Origin of the sequence: Tumebacillus permanentifrigoris (assembly GCF_003148565.1) — a bacterium.
Lineage (GTDB): Bacteria > Bacillota > Bacilli > Tumebacillales > Tumebacillaceae > Tumebacillus > Tumebacillus permanentifrigoris.
Map to the genome: position 1 here is coordinate 487,509 of NZ_QGGL01000001.1, position 20,059 is coordinate 507,567.

24 protein-coding genes are annotated in these 20,059 nt (G+C 56.0%); 2 read left to right on the top strand and 22 right to left on the bottom strand.

Annotated elements, in window-relative coordinates; all coding sequences use genetic code 11:
* Positions 1–78: 78 nt before the first annotated feature.
* The 9 genes from C7459_RS24065 to C7459_RS02225 all read right to left on the bottom strand — a co-directional run bounded on the left by C7459_RS24065 (position 79) and on the right by C7459_RS02225 (position 6,888).
* Positions 79–801, bottom strand: a complete 723-nt coding sequence (locus C7459_RS24065; protein ID WP_109685800.1) for a single-stranded DNA-binding protein — start codon at positions 799–801, stop codon at positions 79–81.
* Positions 802–884: 83 nt separating this feature from the next.
* Entirely contained in the window at positions 885–1,985 is a 1,101-nt protein-coding gene (ychF, locus tag C7459_RS02190) for a redox-regulated ATPase YchF (RefSeq protein WP_109685802.1), read from the bottom strand.
* A 128-nt stretch (positions 1,986–2,113) separates the two neighbouring features.
* Entirely contained in the window at positions 2,114–2,377 is a 264-nt protein-coding gene (locus tag C7459_RS02195) for a DUF3892 domain-containing protein (protein WP_109685805.1), read from the bottom strand.
* 59 nt (positions 2,378–2,436) lie between these two features.
* Complete coding sequence (locus tag C7459_RS02200) at positions 2,437–2,679, bottom strand: hypothetical protein (protein WP_109685807.1); 243 nt, start codon at positions 2,677–2,679, stop codon at positions 2,437–2,439.
* A gap of 189 nt (positions 2,680–2,868) precedes the next feature.
* Entirely contained in the window at positions 2,869–4,890 is a 2,022-nt protein-coding gene (locus C7459_RS02205; RefSeq protein ID WP_109685810.1) for a molybdopterin-containing oxidoreductase family protein, read from the bottom strand.
* Entirely contained in the window at positions 4,890–5,093 is a 204-nt protein-coding gene (locus C7459_RS02210) for a DUF951 domain-containing protein (protein ID WP_109685813.1), read from the bottom strand. The genes C7459_RS02205 and C7459_RS02210 overlap by 1 nt, the downstream gene beginning before the upstream one ends.
* Before the next feature lie 24 nt (positions 5,094–5,117).
* Complete coding sequence (locus C7459_RS02215; RefSeq protein ID WP_245884363.1) at positions 5,118–6,014, bottom strand: mechanosensitive ion channel family protein; 897 nt, start codon at positions 6,012–6,014, stop codon at positions 5,118–5,120.
* Between the two features lie 17 nt (positions 6,015–6,031).
* The gene (locus tag C7459_RS02220; RefSeq protein WP_109685816.1) at positions 6,032–6,274 is read right to left on the bottom strand and encodes a putative Se/S carrier protein; all 243 of its coding nucleotides are present in this window, start codon (positions 6,272–6,274) and stop codon (positions 6,032–6,034) included.
* A 35-nt stretch (positions 6,275–6,309) separates the two neighbouring features.
* The gene (locus tag C7459_RS02225) at positions 6,310–6,888 is read right to left on the bottom strand and encodes a hypothetical protein (protein ID WP_146200929.1); all 579 of its coding nucleotides are present in this window, start codon (positions 6,886–6,888) and stop codon (positions 6,310–6,312) included.
* A 138-nt stretch (positions 6,889–7,026) separates the two neighbouring features.
* Between C7459_RS02225 and yyaC the strand changes: the two genes are divergently transcribed.
* Positions 7,027–7,698, top strand: a complete 672-nt coding sequence (yyaC, locus tag C7459_RS02230; RefSeq protein ID WP_109685820.1) for a spore protease YyaC — start codon at positions 7,027–7,029, stop codon at positions 7,696–7,698.
* Between the two features lie 80 nt (positions 7,699–7,778).
* Positions 7,779–8,033, top strand: coding sequence for a YkuS family protein (locus C7459_RS02235; protein ID WP_109685822.1), 255 nt, complete (start codon positions 7,779–7,781; stop codon positions 8,031–8,033).
* A gap of 94 nt (positions 8,034–8,127) precedes the next feature.
* Here C7459_RS02235 and C7459_RS02240 read toward each other — a convergent pair whose 3' ends face one another.
* The 13 genes from C7459_RS02240 to rnpA form a co-directional block, all read right to left on the bottom strand.
* Positions 8,128–8,646 carry a DUF4446 family protein gene (locus C7459_RS02240; RefSeq protein ID WP_109685824.1) on the bottom strand — a complete coding sequence of 173 codons (519 nt, stop codon included), beginning with the start codon at positions 8,644–8,646 and terminating at the stop codon, positions 8,128–8,130.
* A 100-nt stretch (positions 8,647–8,746) separates the two neighbouring features.
* Positions 8,747–9,457 carry a DUF554 domain-containing protein gene (locus C7459_RS02245; protein ID WP_211320321.1) on the bottom strand — a complete coding sequence of 237 codons (711 nt, stop codon included), beginning with the start codon at positions 9,455–9,457 and terminating at the stop codon, positions 8,747–8,749.
* Between the two features lie 52 nt (positions 9,458–9,509).
* Positions 9,510–10,649 (bottom strand): aminotransferase class V-fold PLP-dependent enzyme, encoded by a 1,140-nt coding sequence (locus C7459_RS02250; RefSeq protein ID WP_109685826.1) that lies wholly within the window; start codon positions 10,647–10,649, stop codon positions 9,510–9,512.
* 87 nt (positions 10,650–10,736) lie between these two features.
* On the bottom strand, positions 10,737–11,591 hold the full coding sequence (locus tag C7459_RS02255; protein WP_109685828.1) for a ParB/RepB/Spo0J family partition protein: 855 nt from the start codon (positions 11,589–11,591) through the stop codon (positions 10,737–10,739).
* Positions 11,588–12,346: a ParA family protein gene (locus C7459_RS02260; protein WP_109685831.1), complete on the bottom strand. Its 759-nt coding sequence runs from the start codon at positions 12,344–12,346 to the stop codon at positions 11,588–11,590. Before C7459_RS02260 ends, C7459_RS02255 begins: the two co-directional genes overlap by 4 nt.
* A 138-nt stretch (positions 12,347–12,484) precedes the next feature.
* Entirely contained in the window at positions 12,485–13,342 is an 858-nt protein-coding gene (gene noc, locus C7459_RS02265; protein ID WP_109685833.1) for a nucleoid occlusion protein, read from the bottom strand.
* A gap of 136 nt (positions 13,343–13,478) precedes the next feature.
* A complete protein-coding gene (gene rsmG, locus C7459_RS02270; protein ID WP_109685835.1) occupies positions 13,479–14,201 on the bottom strand; it encodes a 16S rRNA (guanine(527)-N(7))-methyltransferase RsmG in 723 nt (240 codons plus the stop codon).
* Positions 14,194–16,077 (bottom strand): tRNA uridine-5-carboxymethylaminomethyl(34) synthesis enzyme MnmG, encoded by a 1,884-nt coding sequence (mnmG, locus tag C7459_RS02275; protein WP_109685838.1) that lies wholly within the window; start codon positions 16,075–16,077, stop codon positions 14,194–14,196. The genes rsmG and mnmG overlap by 8 nt, the downstream gene beginning before the upstream one ends.
* 20 nt (positions 16,078–16,097) lie before the next feature.
* Positions 16,098–17,477 (bottom strand): tRNA uridine-5-carboxymethylaminomethyl(34) synthesis GTPase MnmE, encoded by a 1,380-nt coding sequence (gene mnmE, locus C7459_RS02280; RefSeq protein WP_109685839.1) that lies wholly within the window; start codon positions 17,475–17,477, stop codon positions 16,098–16,100.
* Positions 17,478–17,704: 227 nt separating this feature from the next.
* Positions 17,705–18,481 carry an RNA-binding cell elongation regulator Jag/EloR gene (gene jag / locus C7459_RS02285; RefSeq protein ID WP_109685841.1) on the bottom strand — a complete coding sequence of 259 codons (777 nt, stop codon included), beginning with the start codon at positions 18,479–18,481 and terminating at the stop codon, positions 17,705–17,707.
* Positions 18,478–19,272, bottom strand: a complete 795-nt coding sequence (locus tag C7459_RS02290; protein WP_245884364.1) for a YidC/Oxa1 family membrane protein insertase — start codon at positions 19,270–19,272, stop codon at positions 18,478–18,480. The genes jag and C7459_RS02290 overlap by 4 nt, the downstream gene beginning before the upstream one ends.
* Positions 19,248–19,532, bottom strand: a complete 285-nt coding sequence (yidD, locus tag C7459_RS02295; RefSeq protein ID WP_109685845.1) for a membrane protein insertion efficiency factor YidD — start codon at positions 19,530–19,532, stop codon at positions 19,248–19,250. The genes C7459_RS02290 and yidD overlap by 25 nt, the downstream gene beginning before the upstream one ends.
* The gene (gene rnpA / locus C7459_RS02300; RefSeq protein ID WP_109685848.1) at positions 19,529–19,957 is read right to left on the bottom strand and encodes a ribonuclease P protein component; all 429 of its coding nucleotides are present in this window, start codon (positions 19,955–19,957) and stop codon (positions 19,529–19,531) included. The genes yidD and rnpA overlap by 4 nt, the downstream gene beginning before the upstream one ends.
* Positions 19,958–20,059 lie beyond the last annotated feature (102 nt).

The following is a 20,059-nucleotide window of genomic DNA, read 5'->3' on the forward strand; positions in this document are numbered from 1 at the left end:
ACAGGTACAAAAACAAAGAGACCCCTTGCTACACAAGGGACCTCCTACATTTCTTACTATGCACTTTTTGCTAGTGTTTTAAAACGGCAGATCATCATCCGAGATATCAATCGGCTTGCCATCATCAGAGAACGGGTCGTCGTTGCGCTTGGCACCGCCGCCACCTTGGTTCCCGCCGCCGAAGCCACCCCCGCCTTGGTTTCCACCGCCGAAGCCGCCCCCGCCTTGGTTTCCACCACCGAAGCCACCTCCGCCTTGGTTTCCACCGCCGAAGCCGCCTCCGCCTTGGTTTCCACCGCCGAAGCCGCCTCCGCCTTGGTTTCCGCCGCCATAGCCGCCTCCGCCTTGGTTTCCACCGCCATAGCCGCCTCCACCTTGGTTTCCGCCGCCGTAGCCGCCTCCGCCTTGGTTTCCACCGCCGCCGTAGCCGCCTGCTCCAGCACCAGCGAAGTCGCCGCCCTGGCTGCCACCACCTGCGTTGTCACCACGATCAAGGAAGCGCACGCCTTCCGCGACAACTTCTGCGACGCGGACTTTTTGGCCTTCCTTGTTGTCGTAGCTGCGGATCTGCAGACGGCCATCCACTGCGGCCATCCGGCCTTTGCGCAGGTATTGTGCGCAGAGTTCCGCTTGTTTTTGCCAGACCACGATGTTGATAAAATCAGTCTCACGCTCGCCATTTTGGCCGGTGCGTGCGCGGTCTACTGCTAGAGAGAACGTCGCAACAGCAGTCCCGGACTGGGTGTAGCGCAATTCTGGATCGGCCGTCAGACGACCGATCAAGATGATGCGGTTCAACATGGGATATTCCTCCTCATGAAAAAGTGCGCACCCCCTACTGGGGCACGTAATCGAGTTGCGCGCATCGAGGCGCGAACAGTCAATTAGACGTTGAAGCGGAAGTGCATGACATCCCCGTCAGCTACCACGTATTCCTTGCCTTCCAGACGCACCTTGCCCGCTTCCTTCGCGGCATTCATCGAGCCGTAATGCACGAGGTCGTCATAGGCAACCGTCTCAGCGCGGATGAAGCCTTTTTCGAAGTCGGTGTGGATGACGCCAGCAGCACCCGGTGCCTTCGTGCCCCGGTTGATCGTCCAAGCGCGGACTTCTTGCACACCCGCTGTGAAGTAGGTGATCAGGCCGAGCAGTTTGTACGCTTGCTTGATCAGACGGTCCAGACCGGACTCCGGCAAACCGAGTTCCTCGAGGAACATCTGCTTGTCCTCGCCTTCGAGCTCTGCAATTTCCGATTCAACCTTCGCAGAGATCACGACGACTTCTGCACCTTCGCCAGCCGCGAACTCACGGACGCGCTTGACGTACTCATTCTCTTCCGCGTTCGCTACTTCGTCCTCTGCAACGTTGGCGACGTAGAGCACCGGTTTGATGGTGAGCAGGTGCAGGTCACGGATGACATGCTTCTCCTCCTCATCCAAATCGACAGAACGTGCCGGTTTGCCATTTTCAAACGCTTCCTTGAGGCGCTCAAGCACGGAGATCTCCAGCACAGCTTCCTTGACGCCCGCCTTGGCGGCTTTGCGCGTGCGATCCATACGGCGCTCGATCGAATCGAGGTCAGCAAAAACAAGCTCGAGCTCGATCGTTTCGATGTCGCTCAGCGGATCGACTTTGCCGGCGACGTGGGTGATGTTCGAGTCCTCGAAGCAGCGGACCACGTGCGCAATCGCGTTGACCTCACGGATGTGTCCGAGAAACTTGTTGCCCAGACCCTCGCCCTTGGACGCACCTGCAACCAAGCCTGCGATGTCTACAAATTCAAAAGCTGTCGGGACAACGCTTTTCGGAATCACGATCTCCGTCAGCTTGATCAGACGCTCGTCCGGAACTTCGACGACCCCCACGTTCGGGTCAATGGTGCAGAACGGATAGTTTGCTGCTTCCGCCCCTGCTTTGGTAATTGCATTAAAAAGCGTAGATTTGCCGACGTTCGGCAATCCAACGATACCTACTGACAAAGCCATCTGGCTAGCACCTCCAAAAATAGTCCACTACCCATTATAACAAAATGTACGAGGGAAACGAACTTGTTCCACGTGAAAAAAGGGCTCCAAGCCTGTGCGCCGGAACCCTTTTTTGCAAAAGGTGCTGGTCAGCCCTCCAAATTGTCCTCATGCATCGCCTGTTCAAAGGATGGTAAGCTGTCGAGGTTGCTCCCAGACTCCGGCTCTCCATCGCCCGTGCTGGAGTTGATGTACCAATTGCCTTCCTTATCAAGCGCGGTGATCGAGTCAAACTGGCCCGCTCGTGCCTCCTCGATCGCCTGTTCGATCGAGATCACACGCCCGGTGTGGGTCATCACCTCAGCGATGTCTCCGTTCTGATCCTTCTGAATCGCGATGATCTTCTCCCCCATCCATAAACCCTCCTGTCGTTAGGCTATCTAGGAGGTAGAATGCGCGGGAGATGCGGTCTCTATCCGTAGCGGCGGCTGGATGACGACAGATGCGAACGCGGAACTTGCAGCGAGACGGCGAGGATCTGTTCGTGCAAAAACGTGCGCGGCTGGCGGCGCTTGTAGCAGTAGGTGTGGATGAGGTCCTCTGTGATTTCTCGCACCTGTACGACCCGCTGGGAGATCTCTCCGCTCTGCTTCATATAGATGAGGGAGACCGGGCGATGCTCCCGGTAGGCGATCTGCAATTCCTTGATGTTCATGTCGTCACCTCCACTTTTTTTACGAAAGGTATTGCGAACGTGCGTTCTGTATGGTTATATTATATACGAACACACGTTCTTTATGCCAGTCCTAAAATTAAAAAAAGTCCCTCGCCCGCTGTTGCGGAGGAGGGACTAGCCACATGCGGAAAACCGCAGGGCCCTGGGAGCCATATTGCAAGATATACGTTACACCTTCGCCAGATTCACGAGGCAGTCGTACTGCGTAGAGCCGATGCCTAAGTCACTTCGTCTGTTCGATGTCAGGGTGTTCAACATCGTTCCTTTGATGCCCCACCAGCCTTCCTCGATCTTGATCGTGCGCTTGTGTTGGCCGTCGGTCACTTTGATCGTGCCGAGAATCTCGCCACGGTCATTGTAGACGCGGGTCAGGTCACCGTCACGAAGTCCAGTTTCCCGTGCAATCAGTGGCGATATCTCCACAACGGGTCGGTCGGGCATCTGGAGGACATGGTAGTACTGGCTGTTCAGCGATCGACGAGGATGGATCGTCAGCAGGTGGTAGGGATACCGTTCAGCCCGTTCCTTGTCTCGGTACGGGCTCTCCACCGGCTCCTCATACACCGGCAGCGCCGAAGCCCCGTCCTGCTCCGCCACCGTGGAGTAGAACTCATACTTCCCACTCGGAGTCCCAAACTGATAATTCGACCACGCAACCGACTCCTCATGCGCCTGAACAATCCCTTCACGCTGCAACTTCTCCCGCGAGATCCCCATCTGTTCTTCCAACGGTTTCAACGCCACTTCCATCCACTGATGCACGCTGTCCCCTTCGCCAAACTCATGCCCGAACCCCAACTCTCTTGCCAACCCTTGTAGAATCGCCCAGTCCGGCTTGGTGTTCCCACGCGGTTCCACCACCCGGTTCACATAGGTCATATACGAATGCCACATCGAGCTGTACATGATATCCTCTTCCTCGAACACCGTCGTACACGGCAGGAAGTAATCGGCGATCACGCCCGTGTCATGCATGAACATATCCAGCACGACGACCGTATCAACCGTCGCATACGCTTGGAGCGTTTTGTTCGTATCTGGCAACTGCCCCACCGGATTGGAACGCGTGACGAACAGTACCTTTACGGGCTCCTCTGTGTCTTGCACCGCCAGCATCTCGTCCGCTTCCGTGACCTTTGTAAACGCCCGGTATTGCTTCGGCTTGTCGTCTGCCATCAGCGTTGCATAATCGAACTTGTGTACTTGATTGCCGTACTGCACACCGCCGCCCGGACGTCCGACGTTTCCGCTCATCGCGACCACTGCATCGATCAGGCGGATCGTGTTGCCACCGTTGGCGTAGCGCTGCATGCCCAGCCCGAGAATCGTCGCAGCTGCACGTCCAGAGCCGTACTGTTCTGCCAGCCAGCGAATGTCCTCCGCCTCAACCCCGGTCACCTCCGCCGCACGCTCCACCGTCCACTCTTGCACATACGCCGCAAACTGTTCATATCCCACCGCATGCTCCTGCACGAACGCCTCATCCACCAACCCGCGATCCAGCAGATGGCGAGCGATCCCCAGCGCCAACGCACCGTCCGATCCTGGACGCGGTTGCAACTGCTTGACCGCTTTGTCGCTCAAGTCAGTTTTTAACGGATCGATGATCACCAATTCCGCTCCTCGCTTCATCGCCGCTTTGAGGTAGGGCATCATATGCATGTTGGTCACGGAGACATTGCGCCCCCAGATCACGAACAGGTCGGTATGTGCCGCCAAATCATCCGGATGATGACTCTTCGCGTATCCGAAGTCGTATTTCTGTGCTTCCAACCCGGCACCCCAGCAGATCGACCCCACCGTATCGGTAAACCCGCCGAACAGGTTGAAAAAGCGCTGTTCCAGCACCTTCAACAACCCTGACGAGCCATAGTCGTAGTGGTGCATTACCGCCGTCGCACCATACTGCGCACGTGCAGCCTGCATCTGGGCCGCAATCTCCTGGAAGGCTTGCTCCCAGGAGATCGGCTGCCACTCCCCGTCGACTTTTTTCAAGGGTTCCAGCACGCGTTCCTCATGGTGGTAGCGGTCGACCAGCTTCCGACCTTTGCCACAGAGCGTGCCTTGTGTGATCGGGTGGTCTGGATCGCCTTCAACTTTGATCAGTCGCCCGTCCTCAACGTGTGCGATCATCCCGCAACAATCCCAGCAATCGAGAGGACAAGCCGTTTTGATCAACTCGACCGCCATCAGCTCTCCCCTCCCTTGCTGCGCAACACCTTGCGCATATTGCGCTCAAAGTCACGGCGCGGGAGCAACACGCTGCGTCCGCACTTTACGCACTTGATGCGGATGTCCATCCCGAGACGCAGGATCTCCCATTCATTCGCACCGCAGGGATGCGCTTTTTTCATCTGTACAACATCACCCAGTTCAAACTGTTTCCCTTCCATATCGCGTACCCCTTTGCTCTCGAATCACGCCTTGCCTGTCTGCTGTTGCTTTTGCTTCTCCGGCTCGCCGTGGAACAGATTGACTTGCTTTGGATATGGGATTTCGATGTTCTCTCGCTCAAAGGCCAGCTTGATGCGCTCGCGCAGTTCGCGCCCGACCGCGTGATTTTCCATCGGTTTGCACTCCACCGTCATCCGCACGATCACTTCCGAGGGGCCGAAGTTCTGCACGCCGAGCACTTGCGGCTCGCCAGTTACAGCCTCATTGTCCGCTTTCAGTTGTTCGCCAACCTCACGCAAGACATGATAGACGCGCTCCAAGTCTTCCTCATACGCCACGGACACGTCCAATACCGCCAGCGAATTCGTCTTCGAATAGTTGGTCACCTGCTGGATTTGGCTGTTCGGCAGGATGTGTACCTCGCCTTGATAGGCACGAATCTTGGTAACACGCAGACCCACTTCCTCGACGTTGCCACGAATATTGATGTTGTTGTTGATCATCACATTGTCGCCAACGCCAAACTGATCCTCGAAGATGATGAAAAACCCGGTGATCACATCCTTCACGAGGCTCTGCGCACCAAAACCGATCGCGAGACCGATCACGCCGGCTCCTGCAATCAGTGTGGTGACATCGAGCCCAAGGTTTGAGAGCACCGTCAACATCACCATGAAATACACCACATAGTGCGTCACGTTCAACAACAGTGTCGTCATCGTCTTGCTCCGACGTTCGTCCATCCGCATCGCGCGGGAACCAAAAATCCGTCCGATCGTAGAATCGGCCAGCTTCATCGCAAGTTTGGCGACGATCAAAATCATCGCGATCTTCAGGAGTATCCAACCGGCGCCAATCCAAAACTCTGGATTGAAAAACTTCGCAGCAAATTGATCATAAGTCGTAACAAAAGTACCCACGTTCCAACCTCCTTGGCTTAGAGCGACGTATAGCCGTCTCCTTCCGGCTTAAAATAGCCGCGCACCACGATCTCTCGGTCGGAGATGATCTCGCGCACAGAATCATAGTCCTCCGGGGAGAAGTCGATCGCCAGCGCACACCCGGCTGTGACCGCCTTCGGGGTGGGGCGGATGTCGATCTCCAGCCCCGCTCCCTCCAACTCCGCCTCTGCACGCAAGGCATGGTGCGTTGAATCAAATGCCACCAACCAAAAACCCATCCTGCACACCCCGCGCTCCTATAGAATTCGAGACACTACCAAACAATCAAGCGGTACAAGCTCCGCACAAACATCGAATGCATCAATTCCCCGTCGATCCACTGCAACCCTTGCAACCAGCAGACCAAGCCGAGCACGCTCACTAGATAGGTAGAGATCGTCGTTCCGATTCCCAAACCCACAAATCCACCCGCGATCTTCGAACGCCACAAGCCACGCTCATCGCGCCAGAGGGTTTCATAGACGCGCAGGATCATCTGCAAACCGACAAAAATAGTCCCGCCCATCAAGCCTAGCAACAGCAGATCGTACAAGCGCTCGACGACCGCTATCACATCTGGGCCTAAACCTTGGCCGACCGGGGTCGCCTTCGTGACATTCAAAAAGCCGCTCGATTGCGGCGACGTGTGGACGAGGTGTCCCGCCATCCACTTGGTGAGGGCGAAACTCCAACTTTTATCGACGAGCGCCCCTTTTAAAAAGGGGATCGAAAACGTCAGCAGGAACATCGGTGCCAGCAAGGCAATCGCGTCCATGCACGTGCGCCAAAATCCCCGTCTATATCCAAACCAGACACACCATGATAGTACCACGGCGATACATAGGTCGACCATCTCTTTCCTTCCCCCTTTGCAGGTTGTCCTCTAGAGACTCTATGCAAGTCGGAGTCAGAAAATTAGACGACCATCCCCGTATGGAACACTCTCCCAATGCATATACTATTAAAACTTATTCGTTTGCGGAGGGTGTCCATGTTGAGAGAGAACAATGCAAAGACCAGCGGCGCGCCGTTCAAGGTTGATCATAACGAACCCCGTGCGGCACAATCCCTCGCAGAGCGATTGTTCAGCTACGTACAAGAGCATGGGCCAGCACGACAGGTCGTCATCGTCTGCATCGGGACAGACCGCTCCACCGGCGATGCCCTCGGGCCACTCGTCGGGTCCAAACTATCTGCACGAGTCGATGATCATCCGTTTGTTACTGTGTATGGTACGCTCGAATCGCCTGTCCATGCAGTCAACCTCAAGGACACGATTCAGGAGATCCAAGGCCGTTACACCAACCCGTTTGTCATCGCGGTCGACGCTTGCCTCGGCCAAATTCAAAGCGTGGGTCTGGTCACGATTGGCAATGGCCCGCTCAAGCCAGGGGCTGGTGTCAACAAAGTTCTGCCCGAGGTCGGCAACATCCACGTCACCGGCATCGTCAACGTCGGCGGTTTTATGGAGTACTTTGTCCTGCAGAACACACGCCTCTCCATCGTCATGCGCATGGCGGATTGCATCGCAGACGGCCTGCACCAAGCGGTCACTCATGCCTTTGCAGTTCCGCATCCTGTTGTTGTCGATGAGCTGTCCAACTCCCATCTCGACGCCAAAACAAACAAAGGCACCGTCAAGAGTCTGTTTCCGTTTCTGTAAGTTGTCGCCTCGCATAGCCACCCCCATCCCGCACATACTAGTACTGGTTCTTCCAAGCGAACACAAAGGGGGCTGGTACGATGACGAACAAAAAAGTGGCGATTGAGCAAAACCTCAGCACGGTCAAGGACTACCTGAGCCAAGAGGGCTACCAGTGCGTCAATCTGGACAACCAAAACCAGAATGACCAAGGTCTCGAAGCGATCATCATCTCGGGCGCTGACAACAATGTGATGGGTGTGAGCAACGCTGCCAGCCTTGCTCCGGTGATCAACGCGCACGGTTTGACGCCGGAAGACATCTCGAAACGTCTCAAACAGCTCCAACAGCAATAATTCGCATGTTGAACGATGTTGAACGACCACATCCCAGGGTGCACGTGTGCGCCTTGGGATGTTTTTTGCCTACAAAAAAAGCACCCAACGGCTGTTAGGGTGCCTTTTTCGTCATCATCTGTTGGGTCGCTCTATGAATGGCTTCTTGCTCTTCCTCGCTGAGTTTGTACGAGGACGCTCCAGCGACGATCGGTTTGGCATATGTACGGGATTCCTCACGGCCGAAGATGCTGGACAGCACCACGCCATCCGCATCGCGGTTCAGCAAGGCGATGCTGTAGCTCAGGTCGCTACCCGCATCGGGAAATGCATTGTAGCGCAGCACGCCGACCGGGCCGATCGACAGTTCCATGTCGTGTTGCAGGCGGTCTTGGGCTGTTACGACATCCTGAACTTGTGCTTCCAGGCGTTGCACGTCATCCGTATATTGGAAGAGGATCTCCTCCAAGTTGGCGTCCTTCAGGCCCTTCATGAGATTCCGGTATCGCTTGCGAACTTGAGCCATGCGAACCATGGAGACGATGAACAGGATCAGCATGACGATCAAGAGACCGGATAACAGTGCGACCACGAGATCAATGTTTTGAATCAACCATTGTTTCGAATCGACCATCAGTTATGTACCCCCCTCTCGGACACATCTGCTATTGTAACATAGCCTTCCCAGACAGCGGAAAAAAAAGCGGTGACGAGGCGTGCTCGTCTCCGCTTTTTTAGAATCCGTACTTCATGGCGATCCACTTGACGATCCCCGCGACGAAGATGGCCGGAAGCAGGTTGCCGACGTTGATTTTCTTCACTTCCATGACGTTCAAGGCGATGCCCATGATCAGGATGCCGCCCGTGGCTGCCATCACTGCGATGATCGGGGCGGACAAGGCACTGGCGAGCCATCCTGCCATCAGCGCGATACTCCCTTGGTAGAGAAAGACCGGAACCGCCGAGAGCGCGATGCCGATGCCCATCGCGGACGTGAAGAAGATCGAGGAGAAACCGTCGAGCATCGCTTTGGTGTAGAGAATTTTATGACTGCCTTCCAAGCCGCTCTGCAACGAGCCGACGATCGCCATCGCCCCTACACAGTAGACCAGCGAGGAAAAAACGAACGCTTCCGAGACTTTGCCATTGCCAAACTTGCTCATCTTGCCTTCTACAAAACGACCGACCGCATGCAGCTTGCCCTCGATGTCGAGCACTTCTCCGAGCACACCGCCGAAGACCAGTGACGCGATCACGTACAGCAGATCATAGCCGTCCGCATAGGCGGCTTTGAGCGCCATCGAGAGTCCGATGACGAACACCGCCATGCCGAGGCCTTGCAAAATAGTCGTCTTCATCCGATCTGGGATGCGGTTGAGGAACATCCCAAGTAGCGATCCAACCAGAATCGCCAGTGAGTTGACGATGGTGCCGAGCAATACCATATCTGCCGAGTTCCCCCTCTCTATCTGTATCTCGATCTAGATCCTCGTCTCGTTAGCCTGCGATTTCCCGGACGGCCTGTAAAATGGCGTCGATGTCCTCCGCCGTGTTGAAATATCCGATCGAGACACGCACGAGTCCATGCTCGATGCTCCCGACCGTTTCATGCGCCAACGGAGCACAGTGCAGGCCGGAGCGGACGCAGATGTTGTAGTTTTTGTCGAGAATGAACCCGATCTCATGCGATTCAAAGCCTGCGATCGTAAACGAAACAATCGGCACACGTGCCTCCCCGAGCGGCGGACCGTAGACCTCGACGCCAGGGATCTCCAACAGACCTTGGTGCAGGACAGTCGTCAACGCCTCTTCGTGTGCGCGGATGTTCGCCAAGCCGGTCTCTTCCAAAAACGTCAGCCCGGCCAGCAGTCCTGCGAATCCGACGGTGTTCGGCGTGCCCGCTTCGTAGCGATCTGGGCGGGTCATCGGCATCTCCACCCACTCCGAATAACCACCCGTGCCGCCTTGCATCAGCGGAACGAGGTCGAGGTCGGGGTGGATGTAGAGACCGCCGGTGCCTTGCGGACCGTACAGACTCTTGTGCCCCGTGAAGGCGAGCAGTCCGATGTTCATCGCCTCCACATCGATCGGGTAGACACCGGCTGTCTGGCAGACGTCAACGAGGAGCACGATCCCATGTTCCTTGGCAATCTGCCCGATCTCGGCAATCGGCATCAAGGTGCCGGTCAGGTTGGAGCCATGTGTCACGGCGATCAGGCGCGTGTTGTCCCGAATCGCAGGGCGAATATCCTCCGCGTAAAAACGGCCTTGTGCATCTGCCGGCACGTAGGTGAGTTCGATCAGACCTTGCTTGTGGAGAAATTCTAACGGTCGGCGTACCGAGTTGTGTTCGAGCGTGGAGGTGATGACGTGATCGCCTCGTTGCAAAAGCCCTTTGATCCCGAGGTTGAGGGCTTCGGTGGCGTTTTTAGTAAAGGCGACGTTGTCGCAGTTTTTGATCCCGAACAGTTTGGCCGCTTTGCTGCGCGCTTCAAATAGCGTGCGGGAGGCTCTCATCGCGAGTTGGTGCGTACCACGACCAGGGTTCGCCGCGTAGTCGCGGATGCACGCCTCCATCGCGGTGATCACATGCGTTGGTTTGGGGTAGGATGAAGCAGCGTTGTCGAGGTAGATCATCGAGCAGCCTCCTAGTCGTTCGTGATGATAAAAAATCAGCGGAACCCCTGCCTATATGCCGGCGAGAGTTCCGCTTACCCTGATGTACTACTTTGATTCCAAAAGTCCCAAGATCCGCTCAAGGTCGTCCTGCGAGAAGTATTCGATCTCGATCTTCCCGCGCTTCTTGCCTTGGTGAATTTTCACTCCGGTGCCCAGTCGGAACCGGAACTCCTCCTCGTATTGCTTGAGGATCGGATTTTCCTTCACCGCGCGCTTGGGTGTTGCCTCACGCTGTGCCAAGTGTTGCAGACGGTTGACCATGTGCTCGACTTCGCGAACAGACAGTTCCTCGTCGATGGTCTTCTCCGCCAGTTGAATCTGTAGCTTTTTGTCATTCAATCCTAGCAAGGCGCGCGCATGACCCATCGAGAGCGTTCCACGCGAAACGTGTTCGCGGATCTCGCTTGGCAGGTTCAGCAGGCGCAACGTATTGGCGACATGCGAACGGCTCTGTCCGACTTTTTTCGCCAATACGTCCTGCGTCATATGGAAAGTATCCATCAGACTCTGGTACGCCTCCGCGACTTCAATCGGATTCAAATCCTCGCGCTGCAAGTTCTCGATCAGCGCGATCTCGTTCATCTGCTCATCCGTAAAGTCGCGCACGACCACCGGCACCATCTCAAAACCGGCCGCCTGTGCTGCACGCCAACGGCGTTCGCCAGCGACGATCTCATAGCCGCGCACAGCTTGGCGGACGACGATCGGTTGGATGATCCCGTGTTCCTTCACCGATTGCACCAGTTCCGCCATTTTTTCCTCATCGAAGACACGGCGGGGCTGGTACGGGTTCGGACGCATGTCCTTGGGAGCGGCCTCCGTCACATTGTCATCCGCTTTCGGATTCGAGTGGAAGATCGCATCCAAGCCGCGACCTAACCCGCCCTGTTTTTTGTTCATGCGCCCACCACTTCCTTCGCGAGTTCGAGGTACACTTCGGCACCGCGAGACCTCGGGTCGTACTGGATGATCGATTGACCATGCGACGGTGCTTCACCCAAGCGCACATTGCGCGGGATGACCGTGGAGTAGACCTTCTCCCGGAAGTACTTTTTCACTTCTTCAATAACTTGCAAACCGAGGTTCGTCCGCGCATCGAGCATCGTTAACAACACGCCTTCGATCTCCAGCGTGGTATTGAGATGCTTTTGCACCATGCGAATTGTATTCAAGAGCTGGCTCAAACCCTCCAGCGCATAATACTCACACTGAATCGGGATCAACACCGAGTCTGACGCTGTCAACGAATTAACAGTCAGCAGACCAAGAGACGGCGGGCAATCGATCAACATGTAGTCGTACTGGCTCTTGATCGGTTGCAGCGCCTGACGCAAGCGCACTTCGCGCGACATCGTCGGCACCAACTCGATCTCCGCCCCTGCAAGTTGGATCGTCGCTGGCAGAATGTTCAAATTCGGCACTTCTGTCGGCAAAATCGCATCGACCGCGTTGACCTCATTAATGATCACATCATAAATATCGTAACGCACATCCGCTTTGTTGATACCAATCCCGCTCGTGGTGTTGCCCTGCGGGTCGATGTCAATTAACAGGACGCGCTTTCCCAGACTCGCCAAGCAGGCGCCCAGGTTGACAGCAGTCGTGGTTTTGCCCACGCCACCCTTCTGGTTCGCCACTGCGATGACTCTCGCCATGAGCATCCACCTCTTTCAAAACTGTAAGCATGCAATCTCCATTTTACAAGAAATCGAAGAAAAAGAATAGAACAGAAAAAGCAGGCAAACGCCTGCTTGAAAACATGCATGGAAATCCTACAAAATCACATCACCAGCTTATGACTTTGTTTTCGGTACACGAATGACGAACTGATAGTAGTCCTCGTGATCTTCTTCTTCCTTCTCACAGGAGATGCCGCTCTGGATGATCATGTCGAGCGACTGGCGAATCGTGTTCACTGCAAGTCGGATGTCGCGCGAGAAGGAGATCTTGCGCGGCTTTTTAACCGGAGTTTGTGCGTCGACCAATTGCTTGATCCGCGCCTCGGTCTGCTTGACATTCATTTCCTTCTCAGCAATTTCGCCGAGCACTTTCAACTGCAGTTCCTCCGATGGCAAGGCCAGCAGAGCTCTGGCATGACGCTCCGAGACTTTCCGAGCCATCAACGCTTCCTGCACATCCTTCGGCAGGTTCAACAGACGCAGTTTGTTCGCAATCGTCGACTGCCCCTTGCCCAGACGTTGTGCGAGGTTCTCCTGCGTGAGACCGTGCAACTCCAACAACTGCGAGTACGCAGCAGCTTCCTCGATCGCGGTCAGACCTTCACGTTGCAAGTTCTCGATCAAGGCAACCGAAGCCGCTTGCGAATCGTTCAATTCGCGGACGATCGCAGGAACGGTTTCTAACCCAAGCTTCGTACAAGCACGCCAACGGCGCTCACCGGCGATTAATTCATATGTATCGCCGACCTTGCGGACGACGATCGGTTGAATCATCCCGTGGGTTCGAATCGTCTGCGCCAATTCTTCGATGCGTTCATCATCAAAGATCGTGCGGGGCTGATAGGGACTCGACACGATCTGGTCGATCGGAACCTGGCGAACTTCCTCTTGAGAATGCTGCTCTAGGGAAGTACCCGCTTCCGAATCCTTGTTGTCCCCGAGGCCGAAGATACGAGACAGTTGTTCTTTCATCACCGACTCACCCACCTACTCAGTAAAAAACTCAGTAAAAGAAGTCACACTCTCTTTTCGTCAATCCTTGCGGTTTTTCCTGCTAACCGATCAAATGTAACAAATGTTCCTATGATTTTACAAGAGTCGACGCGCCTTACAGCGGCGATTTCGACGGAGTACCTGCTTTGCGCGGATACTGTTTCGGCGTATCTTTCACTTTTTCGACGACGACGATGTTGCGCGACCCTTGCCCGCCGGGCAGGTCCATTTTTAACAGATCGACGACGCGGCCGCCGAGCACTTGCAGCGCCTTGCTGGACTCGGAGATTTCGTTGTCCGCCTCTGGCCCTTTCATGGCAAAAAAGTGCCCGCCTACCTTGACATATGGCAGGCACAACTCCAGCAGGATGTTCAAGCGGGCGACGGCGCGGGCGGTGACTTGATCAAAATTTCCTCGGAAATTTTTTTGCTGCGCGAAGTCTTCAGCTCGTCCATGCACGGCACGGTAGTTCGATGTGCCTAGCGCCTGCGCCAGTTCGTTCAGGAACCCGATGCGCTTGTTCAGCGAATCGACGACCGTCGCTTCGATCTCCGGTGCCGCGATGTGTACCGGGAGCGACGGGAAGCCAGCACCCGCTCCGACGTCGAGCAACGTGCCTGAGCGTTGGAATTGCTGGAGCTTCAAGAGCATCATCGAATCGTAGAAGTGCTTGAAATACACGCCTTCCTGATCGGTGATCGCGGTCAAGTTCATTTTTTCATTCCACTCGACCAGCCAGTTGAAGTAGGTCTCGTACTGCTCCATCTGCGGATCTGACAACGTCAGACCGAGACCTGTCGAGACCTCCTCGCGAAATCGCGCCTGTACCTCACTCATGAACTGCACTCCTTCTATAGCCTTCCAGATAGACCATCAAGATCGAGATGTCTGCCGGGTTGACCCCGGAGATGCGCGATGCTTGGCCGATCGAGATCGGGCGGATCTTGATCAGCTTTTCCCGCGATTCACTGGAGAGGCCCTTGATGTCGTTGTAGTCAATGCTGTCGGGGATTTTCTTCTCCTCCAGCTTTCTCTGCTTCTCGATCTGCTGATGGGACTTCTCGATGTACCCGGCGTACTTGGTTTGGATCTCGACTTGTTCCCGCACTTCCGGGTGCAAGCCGTCCGGTGCTGGTGCGACGTCTTCAATCAACTGATACCCCACTTCGGGGCGGCGCAAAAGCTGCTCCAGAGTCGCAGCATCCTGAATTTCCTTGGAGCCGACCTCGACGAGTTTCGGGTTGACCTCGTTCGCTTTCAGGCGAGTCGTGGCGAGGCGGGCTTTTTCTTGCTCGATCGCTTCTTTTTTCTTCATGAAGCGCACGAAGCGTTCCTCAGGCAACAGACCGATCCGATAGCCGATCTCCGACAGGCGCATGTCCGCGTTGTCATTGCGCAGGATCAGACGGTACTCTGCACGCGAGGTGAGCAGGCGGTACGGTTCCAGCGTGCCCTTGGTGACCAGATCGTCGATCATGACGGCGATGTAGGCATCCGAGCGCTCCAAGATCACCGGTTCGCGGTTCAGCGCATTCATCGCGGCGTTGATCCCTGCCAGCAGACCTTGGCCCGCCGCTTCCTCATAGCCGGAGGTGCCGTTGATCTGACCGGCTGTGAACAAGCCTGCGACCTGCTTGGTCTCCAACGTCAACTGCAATTGTGTCGGGACGACCGCGTCGTACTCAATCGCATAGCCTGGGCGCATCATCTCGACTTGCTCCATGCCAGAGATCGTGCGCAACAACTTCAACTGCACTTCTTCGGGTAGCGAGGTCGACAAGCCTTGCACGTAGTATTCAGCGGTGTAGCGACCCTCTGGTTCGAGGAAGACTTGGTGGTTCGGGCGTTCGGAGAAGCGCACGATCTTGTCCTCGATCGACGGGCAATAGCGCGGGCCGGTGCCTTCGATGATCCCGGAGAACATCGGCGCACGGTGCAGATTTTCCTGAATGATCTCATGCGTATGCGGGTTGGTGTAGGTCAACCAGCAGGGCATCTGATCGCGCGGCATAACGTCATCGGAGAACTGGAAGTGCAACGGGTCGCGATCACCGGGCTGAATCTCGCACTTGGTGAAGTCGAGCGAGTCGCGGTGGACGCGGGGCGGGGTGCCGGTCTTGAAGCGCACGAGTTGGAACCCGAGGTCGAGCAACGAATCGGTCAGTTTGACCGCCGGAAGTTGTCCAGACGGGCCGCCCGAGTATTGGACTTCGCCCATGATGATCTTGCCGCGCAGGTAGGTGCCCGTGGTCAGGACGACCGATTGCGCGGTATAGGTGGCGCCGGTGCGGGTCACAACCCCCTTGATGTGCCCATTCTCTGTGACCAGTTCCTCGACCATGCCTTGGTGCATCGTGAGGTTCGGGGTGTTCTCGACCGTTTCTTTCATTCGGTGCGAGTAGAAAAATTTATCAGCCTGTGCGCGCAATGCATGCACCGCCGGGCCCTTGCCGGTGTTCAGCAAGCGCATTTGCAAGTACGTAAGGTCGGTGTTGCGGCCCATCTCGCCGCCGAGCGCGTCGATTTCGCGCACGACGTTGCCTTTGGCAGGTCCGCCGACAGACGGGTTGCACGGCATGTGCGCCACCATGTCGAGGCTGATCGTCAGCAGCAGTGTTTTGCAACCGAGGCGTGCGGCAGCGAGTGCCGCTTCCACCCCGGCATGTCCAGCCCCGACGACGATGACGTGGTATTCTCCCGCGTGATATCGCATGGGTGTATTCCCCTTTGTTGTTATTTCCCGAGACAGAATTGCGAAAAAATCTGGTCGAGCAGGTCATCTGCAACCGCTTCGCCGACCACTTCGCCGAGCGACATCCAACAGTTGCGGACATCGACGGACACCAGATCGAGCGTCATGCCGATCCGAGCGCTCTCCAGCGCTTCGCTCATCTCGCGTCTTGCTTTTTCGAGCAACGCCACGTGGCGGGCGTTCGACAGGTAGGTGCTCTCCTGACCCTCGATGCCGCCAGATAGGAACAAGTCCTCCACGGCGCGCTCCAATTGCTCCATCCCTGCACCCGTTGTGACAGAGGTTTCGACGATCTTGAACTCGCCCGCGATCTGGCGCAACTCGTCCAGATCGGCACGGCGCGGCAGGTCGAGCTTGTTCAAGATCACAATCGTCGGTCGGACTTTGACCAACTCCGCCAATTCACGGTCGGTATCGCTGAGCGGACGGGAGGCATCGACCATCAGCAACGCGAGGTCCGCTGCTTCCAACGCCTCTCGCGAACGCTCCACGCCGATTTTCTCGACGACGTCCTCCGTCTCCCGGATGCCTGCCGTGTCGATGATGTTCAGCGGAATTCCGCGCAAGTTGATGTGCTCTTCCAAGATATCGCGGGTCGTGCCCTCGATATCGGTGACGATCGCCCGGTTCGTGCGCGACAAGGCATTGAGCAGGGAGGACTTGCCGACGTTCGGCTTGCCGACGATGACCGTCTTGAGCCCTTCGCGGAGAATCTTCCCTGTGGTAGCTCCTCCAAGCAAGGCGTCGATCGCTTCGACAATCGTGTCACCTTCGCGGATGACATGTTGGATCGTCACATCCTCGACATCATGCTCCGGGTAGTCGATCGTCACTTCGATATGGGCGAGCATCTCGACCATTTTTTGCCGCAGTTCCTTGATTTTCACAGACAGTCCGCCCTCAACTTGGCGGAACGCGACTTTCATCGCAGCGTCTGTCTTGGAGCGGATCACGTCGATGACCGCCTCCGCCTGCGAGAGGTCGATGCGGCCATTGAGAAACGCACGCTTGGTGAACTCACCAGGTTCCGCGAGGCGGGCCCCATGATTCAGGACCAAGCGCATCACGCGCTGCACGGCCACGATCCCACCGTGGCCCTGAATCTCCACCACATCCTCACCGCTATAGGTGCGCGGCGCACGGAAGACAGCGCAGAACACTTCGTCCACGCGCTCGCCCGTTTGTGGATCGATGATGTTGCCGTAATTCATGGTATGGCTGTCCACAGTGGACAACGCGTGTTTGCCTTGAAAAATCCTATCCACAACGGTCACCGCGTCGGCGCCGCTCACACGGATGACGGAGATGCTGCCTTCGCCGAGAGCGGTAGCAATCGCGGCGATCGTGTCAAATTCCTTCATGCGGGTATCGCTCCTGTCTAGCTTCTTCCTATCCAGTTTGCCCGTTCTATCACTTGTGCATAACCATTCTATCATAGCGCAAAACATTGGCAAGAACTATCCACATGTGGATACTTTTTCGAAACATCTCCGCACAAAAAAAGCGAACCCGTTATCCACAGGTTCGCCCTACTCGTATAAAAAAAACGACCGCAGTGCGTGGCACTGGCGGTCGTTTTTGCCTGATGCTATCGATTTTCGTTCGGTTCCTTGCTATGCGACGGCACAGCAGACTTCGACGATTTCGAGTGCGAGCGGCGTGTGCCACTCTGCGATTTTTGCTGATGCGGCGAGGCCGGTTTGCGGCGTGGTTTCTGATCACTGCCACGCGGGGCGATCACCACTTTGCGGTACGGTTCCTCCCCTTGCGAGTAGGTCAGGATGTTCGAACGGTCTTGGAGATAGCTGTGAATGACTTTGCGCTCCACAGATCCCATCGGTTCCAACACCACTTCGCGGCGACTCTGCACAGCTTTTTTGGCCAAGCGGTCGGCGAGGCGTTCCAGCGTCTCCTGCCGGCGCTTGCGATAATCCTCGGCATCGAGCGAGATGCGCAAGAATGTATCGCTGTGCTTGTTCGCCACGAGATTGACCAAGTACTGCAAGGAATCGAGCGTTGCTCCGCGGCGGCCGATCAGCACGCCGATCGACTCGCCTTTCATGCGGAACAAGTAACTGTTGTCCTGTTCTTCCTCAACCGTGAGCGTGAGATCTCTCAAGTTCATCGCCGCAAACACCTCTTCGAGGAATTTGCGCGTTTCACCGATCGGGTCGGGGGCAAGCACTTCCTGTGCAAGCTCCTCCACCAGAACCTCTGCATCACGCTTGCCAAACAAGCCGAACAGACCGCGACTTGGCTGCGTCAAAATGGTTACATCTACGCGATCACGAGAGAGCCCGAGCTTGTTCAGCGCGAGTTCGGTTGCGAGTTCAACCGTTTTCCCCGTAGTGATCACCTTTTTCACTTCGACTTGCCTCCGGATTTTTTCGCCGGAGCAGCCGGTTCGGGGCTGGTCGGTGCTGCGTTGCGGATGCCCTTGGTGAAGTACGTTTGGATGATCGTCAGGATGTTACCGAAGATCCAGTACAGACCCAGTGCAGCCGGGAATTGCCAAGTGAAGAACGCGATCATCAACGGCATGAAGAACAGCATGATCTTGGTGTTCGGGTCCTTGGCGTTGGTCATCGACATCTTCGACTGAAGGAATGTCGTCGCCGCCGAGAGGATCGCGAGGACGATGTTGGCGATGCCTTGTTTCTCCGAGAGCGCCAGGAAGCCGAGGAAGTAGTGCGTTTTCAGATCCGGGTTGACGGTGATCGCTTGGTAGAGCGCGAACAGGATCGGCATCTGCACGATGATCGGCAGGCAGCCAGAGAACGGGTTCGCTCCGTATTGTTGGAAGATCTTCATCGTTTCTGCGTTGATCTTTTCCTTGTCGTCCTTGTGTTTCTCGCGAATCTTCGCAAGTTCCGGTTGGATCGACTGCATGACTTTCTGGTAGCGGATCTGCTTCATCATCAGCGGGAATACGATGATACGGACGATCAGCGTGACGACCAGGATCGCGATCCCGTAGTCACCGAGCAGATGATAGAAGTAATCGAGCCCGTCAGAGACGAACCCGACGAATTTCCCCCAGTATCCACTGCGGTCAATCTGGCCTTCTGCTGTGGTCTTCGCCGTACAGCCAGTGAGTGTCATCGCGAGGACGATCAGAAGCAAAAAGATGCTCATTCGTGATTGTTTACGCAACACGCGGGATTTCCCTCCTTGTTGAGAGCATCAGTATGTATTTGTGTAGGAGCATCTGGCACCGGGTCGAACCCGCCCGGATGCCACGGGCCACATTTGCCCACGCGAATCGCAGTCAAAAAAAGACCGCGCGCCGCGCCATGCTGTTGCACGGCTTCCACACCGTAGGCAGAGCATGTCGGGTAAAAACGGCAGGACGGAGGCTTGAACGGCGAGATAAACTTCCTATAGAAACGGAAAAACGCCAGAACCCCTCGCTTCATGAGGAGGTGGCTCCCTTCGTTTTCTCGCCGCCGTTGCGAACCGGCGCGCCCTTTTTCCCAGGGGGTGTCGATTTCTTCGCAGTCCCGTCCTTGTTGGCATCCATGTTGCGCAACAGGTGCTGGACATTTTGGCGTATCGTATGGAAATCAAGCTCCGCCGCAGACGGCCTCGCGATCACCACGAAGTCGTAGGATTCGGTTACCCGTTCCTTCTCCAGCCGGAACGCCTCGCGCAGCAATCGCTTGACGCGGTTGCGCGTGACCGCCTTGCCGACTTTCTTGGAAACGGAGAATCCGATCCGAAACGCGGGGTTGGTTGTTTTCATATAGTAGAGAACGAGATAGCGGTTGGCAAACGACTGCCCGTGATGGAATACTCGCTGAAAATCTCGCTTGTCTGTCAATCGGTGTTCCCGTTGTAACATGAGCTGGCCCCCATTCCATCTCTAGTATCGGAAGCAAGGGTGCCGTTTAACCGCTACATCTTCGAGCGTAAACCCACCTATTATGTAGAAAAAAAGGCCACA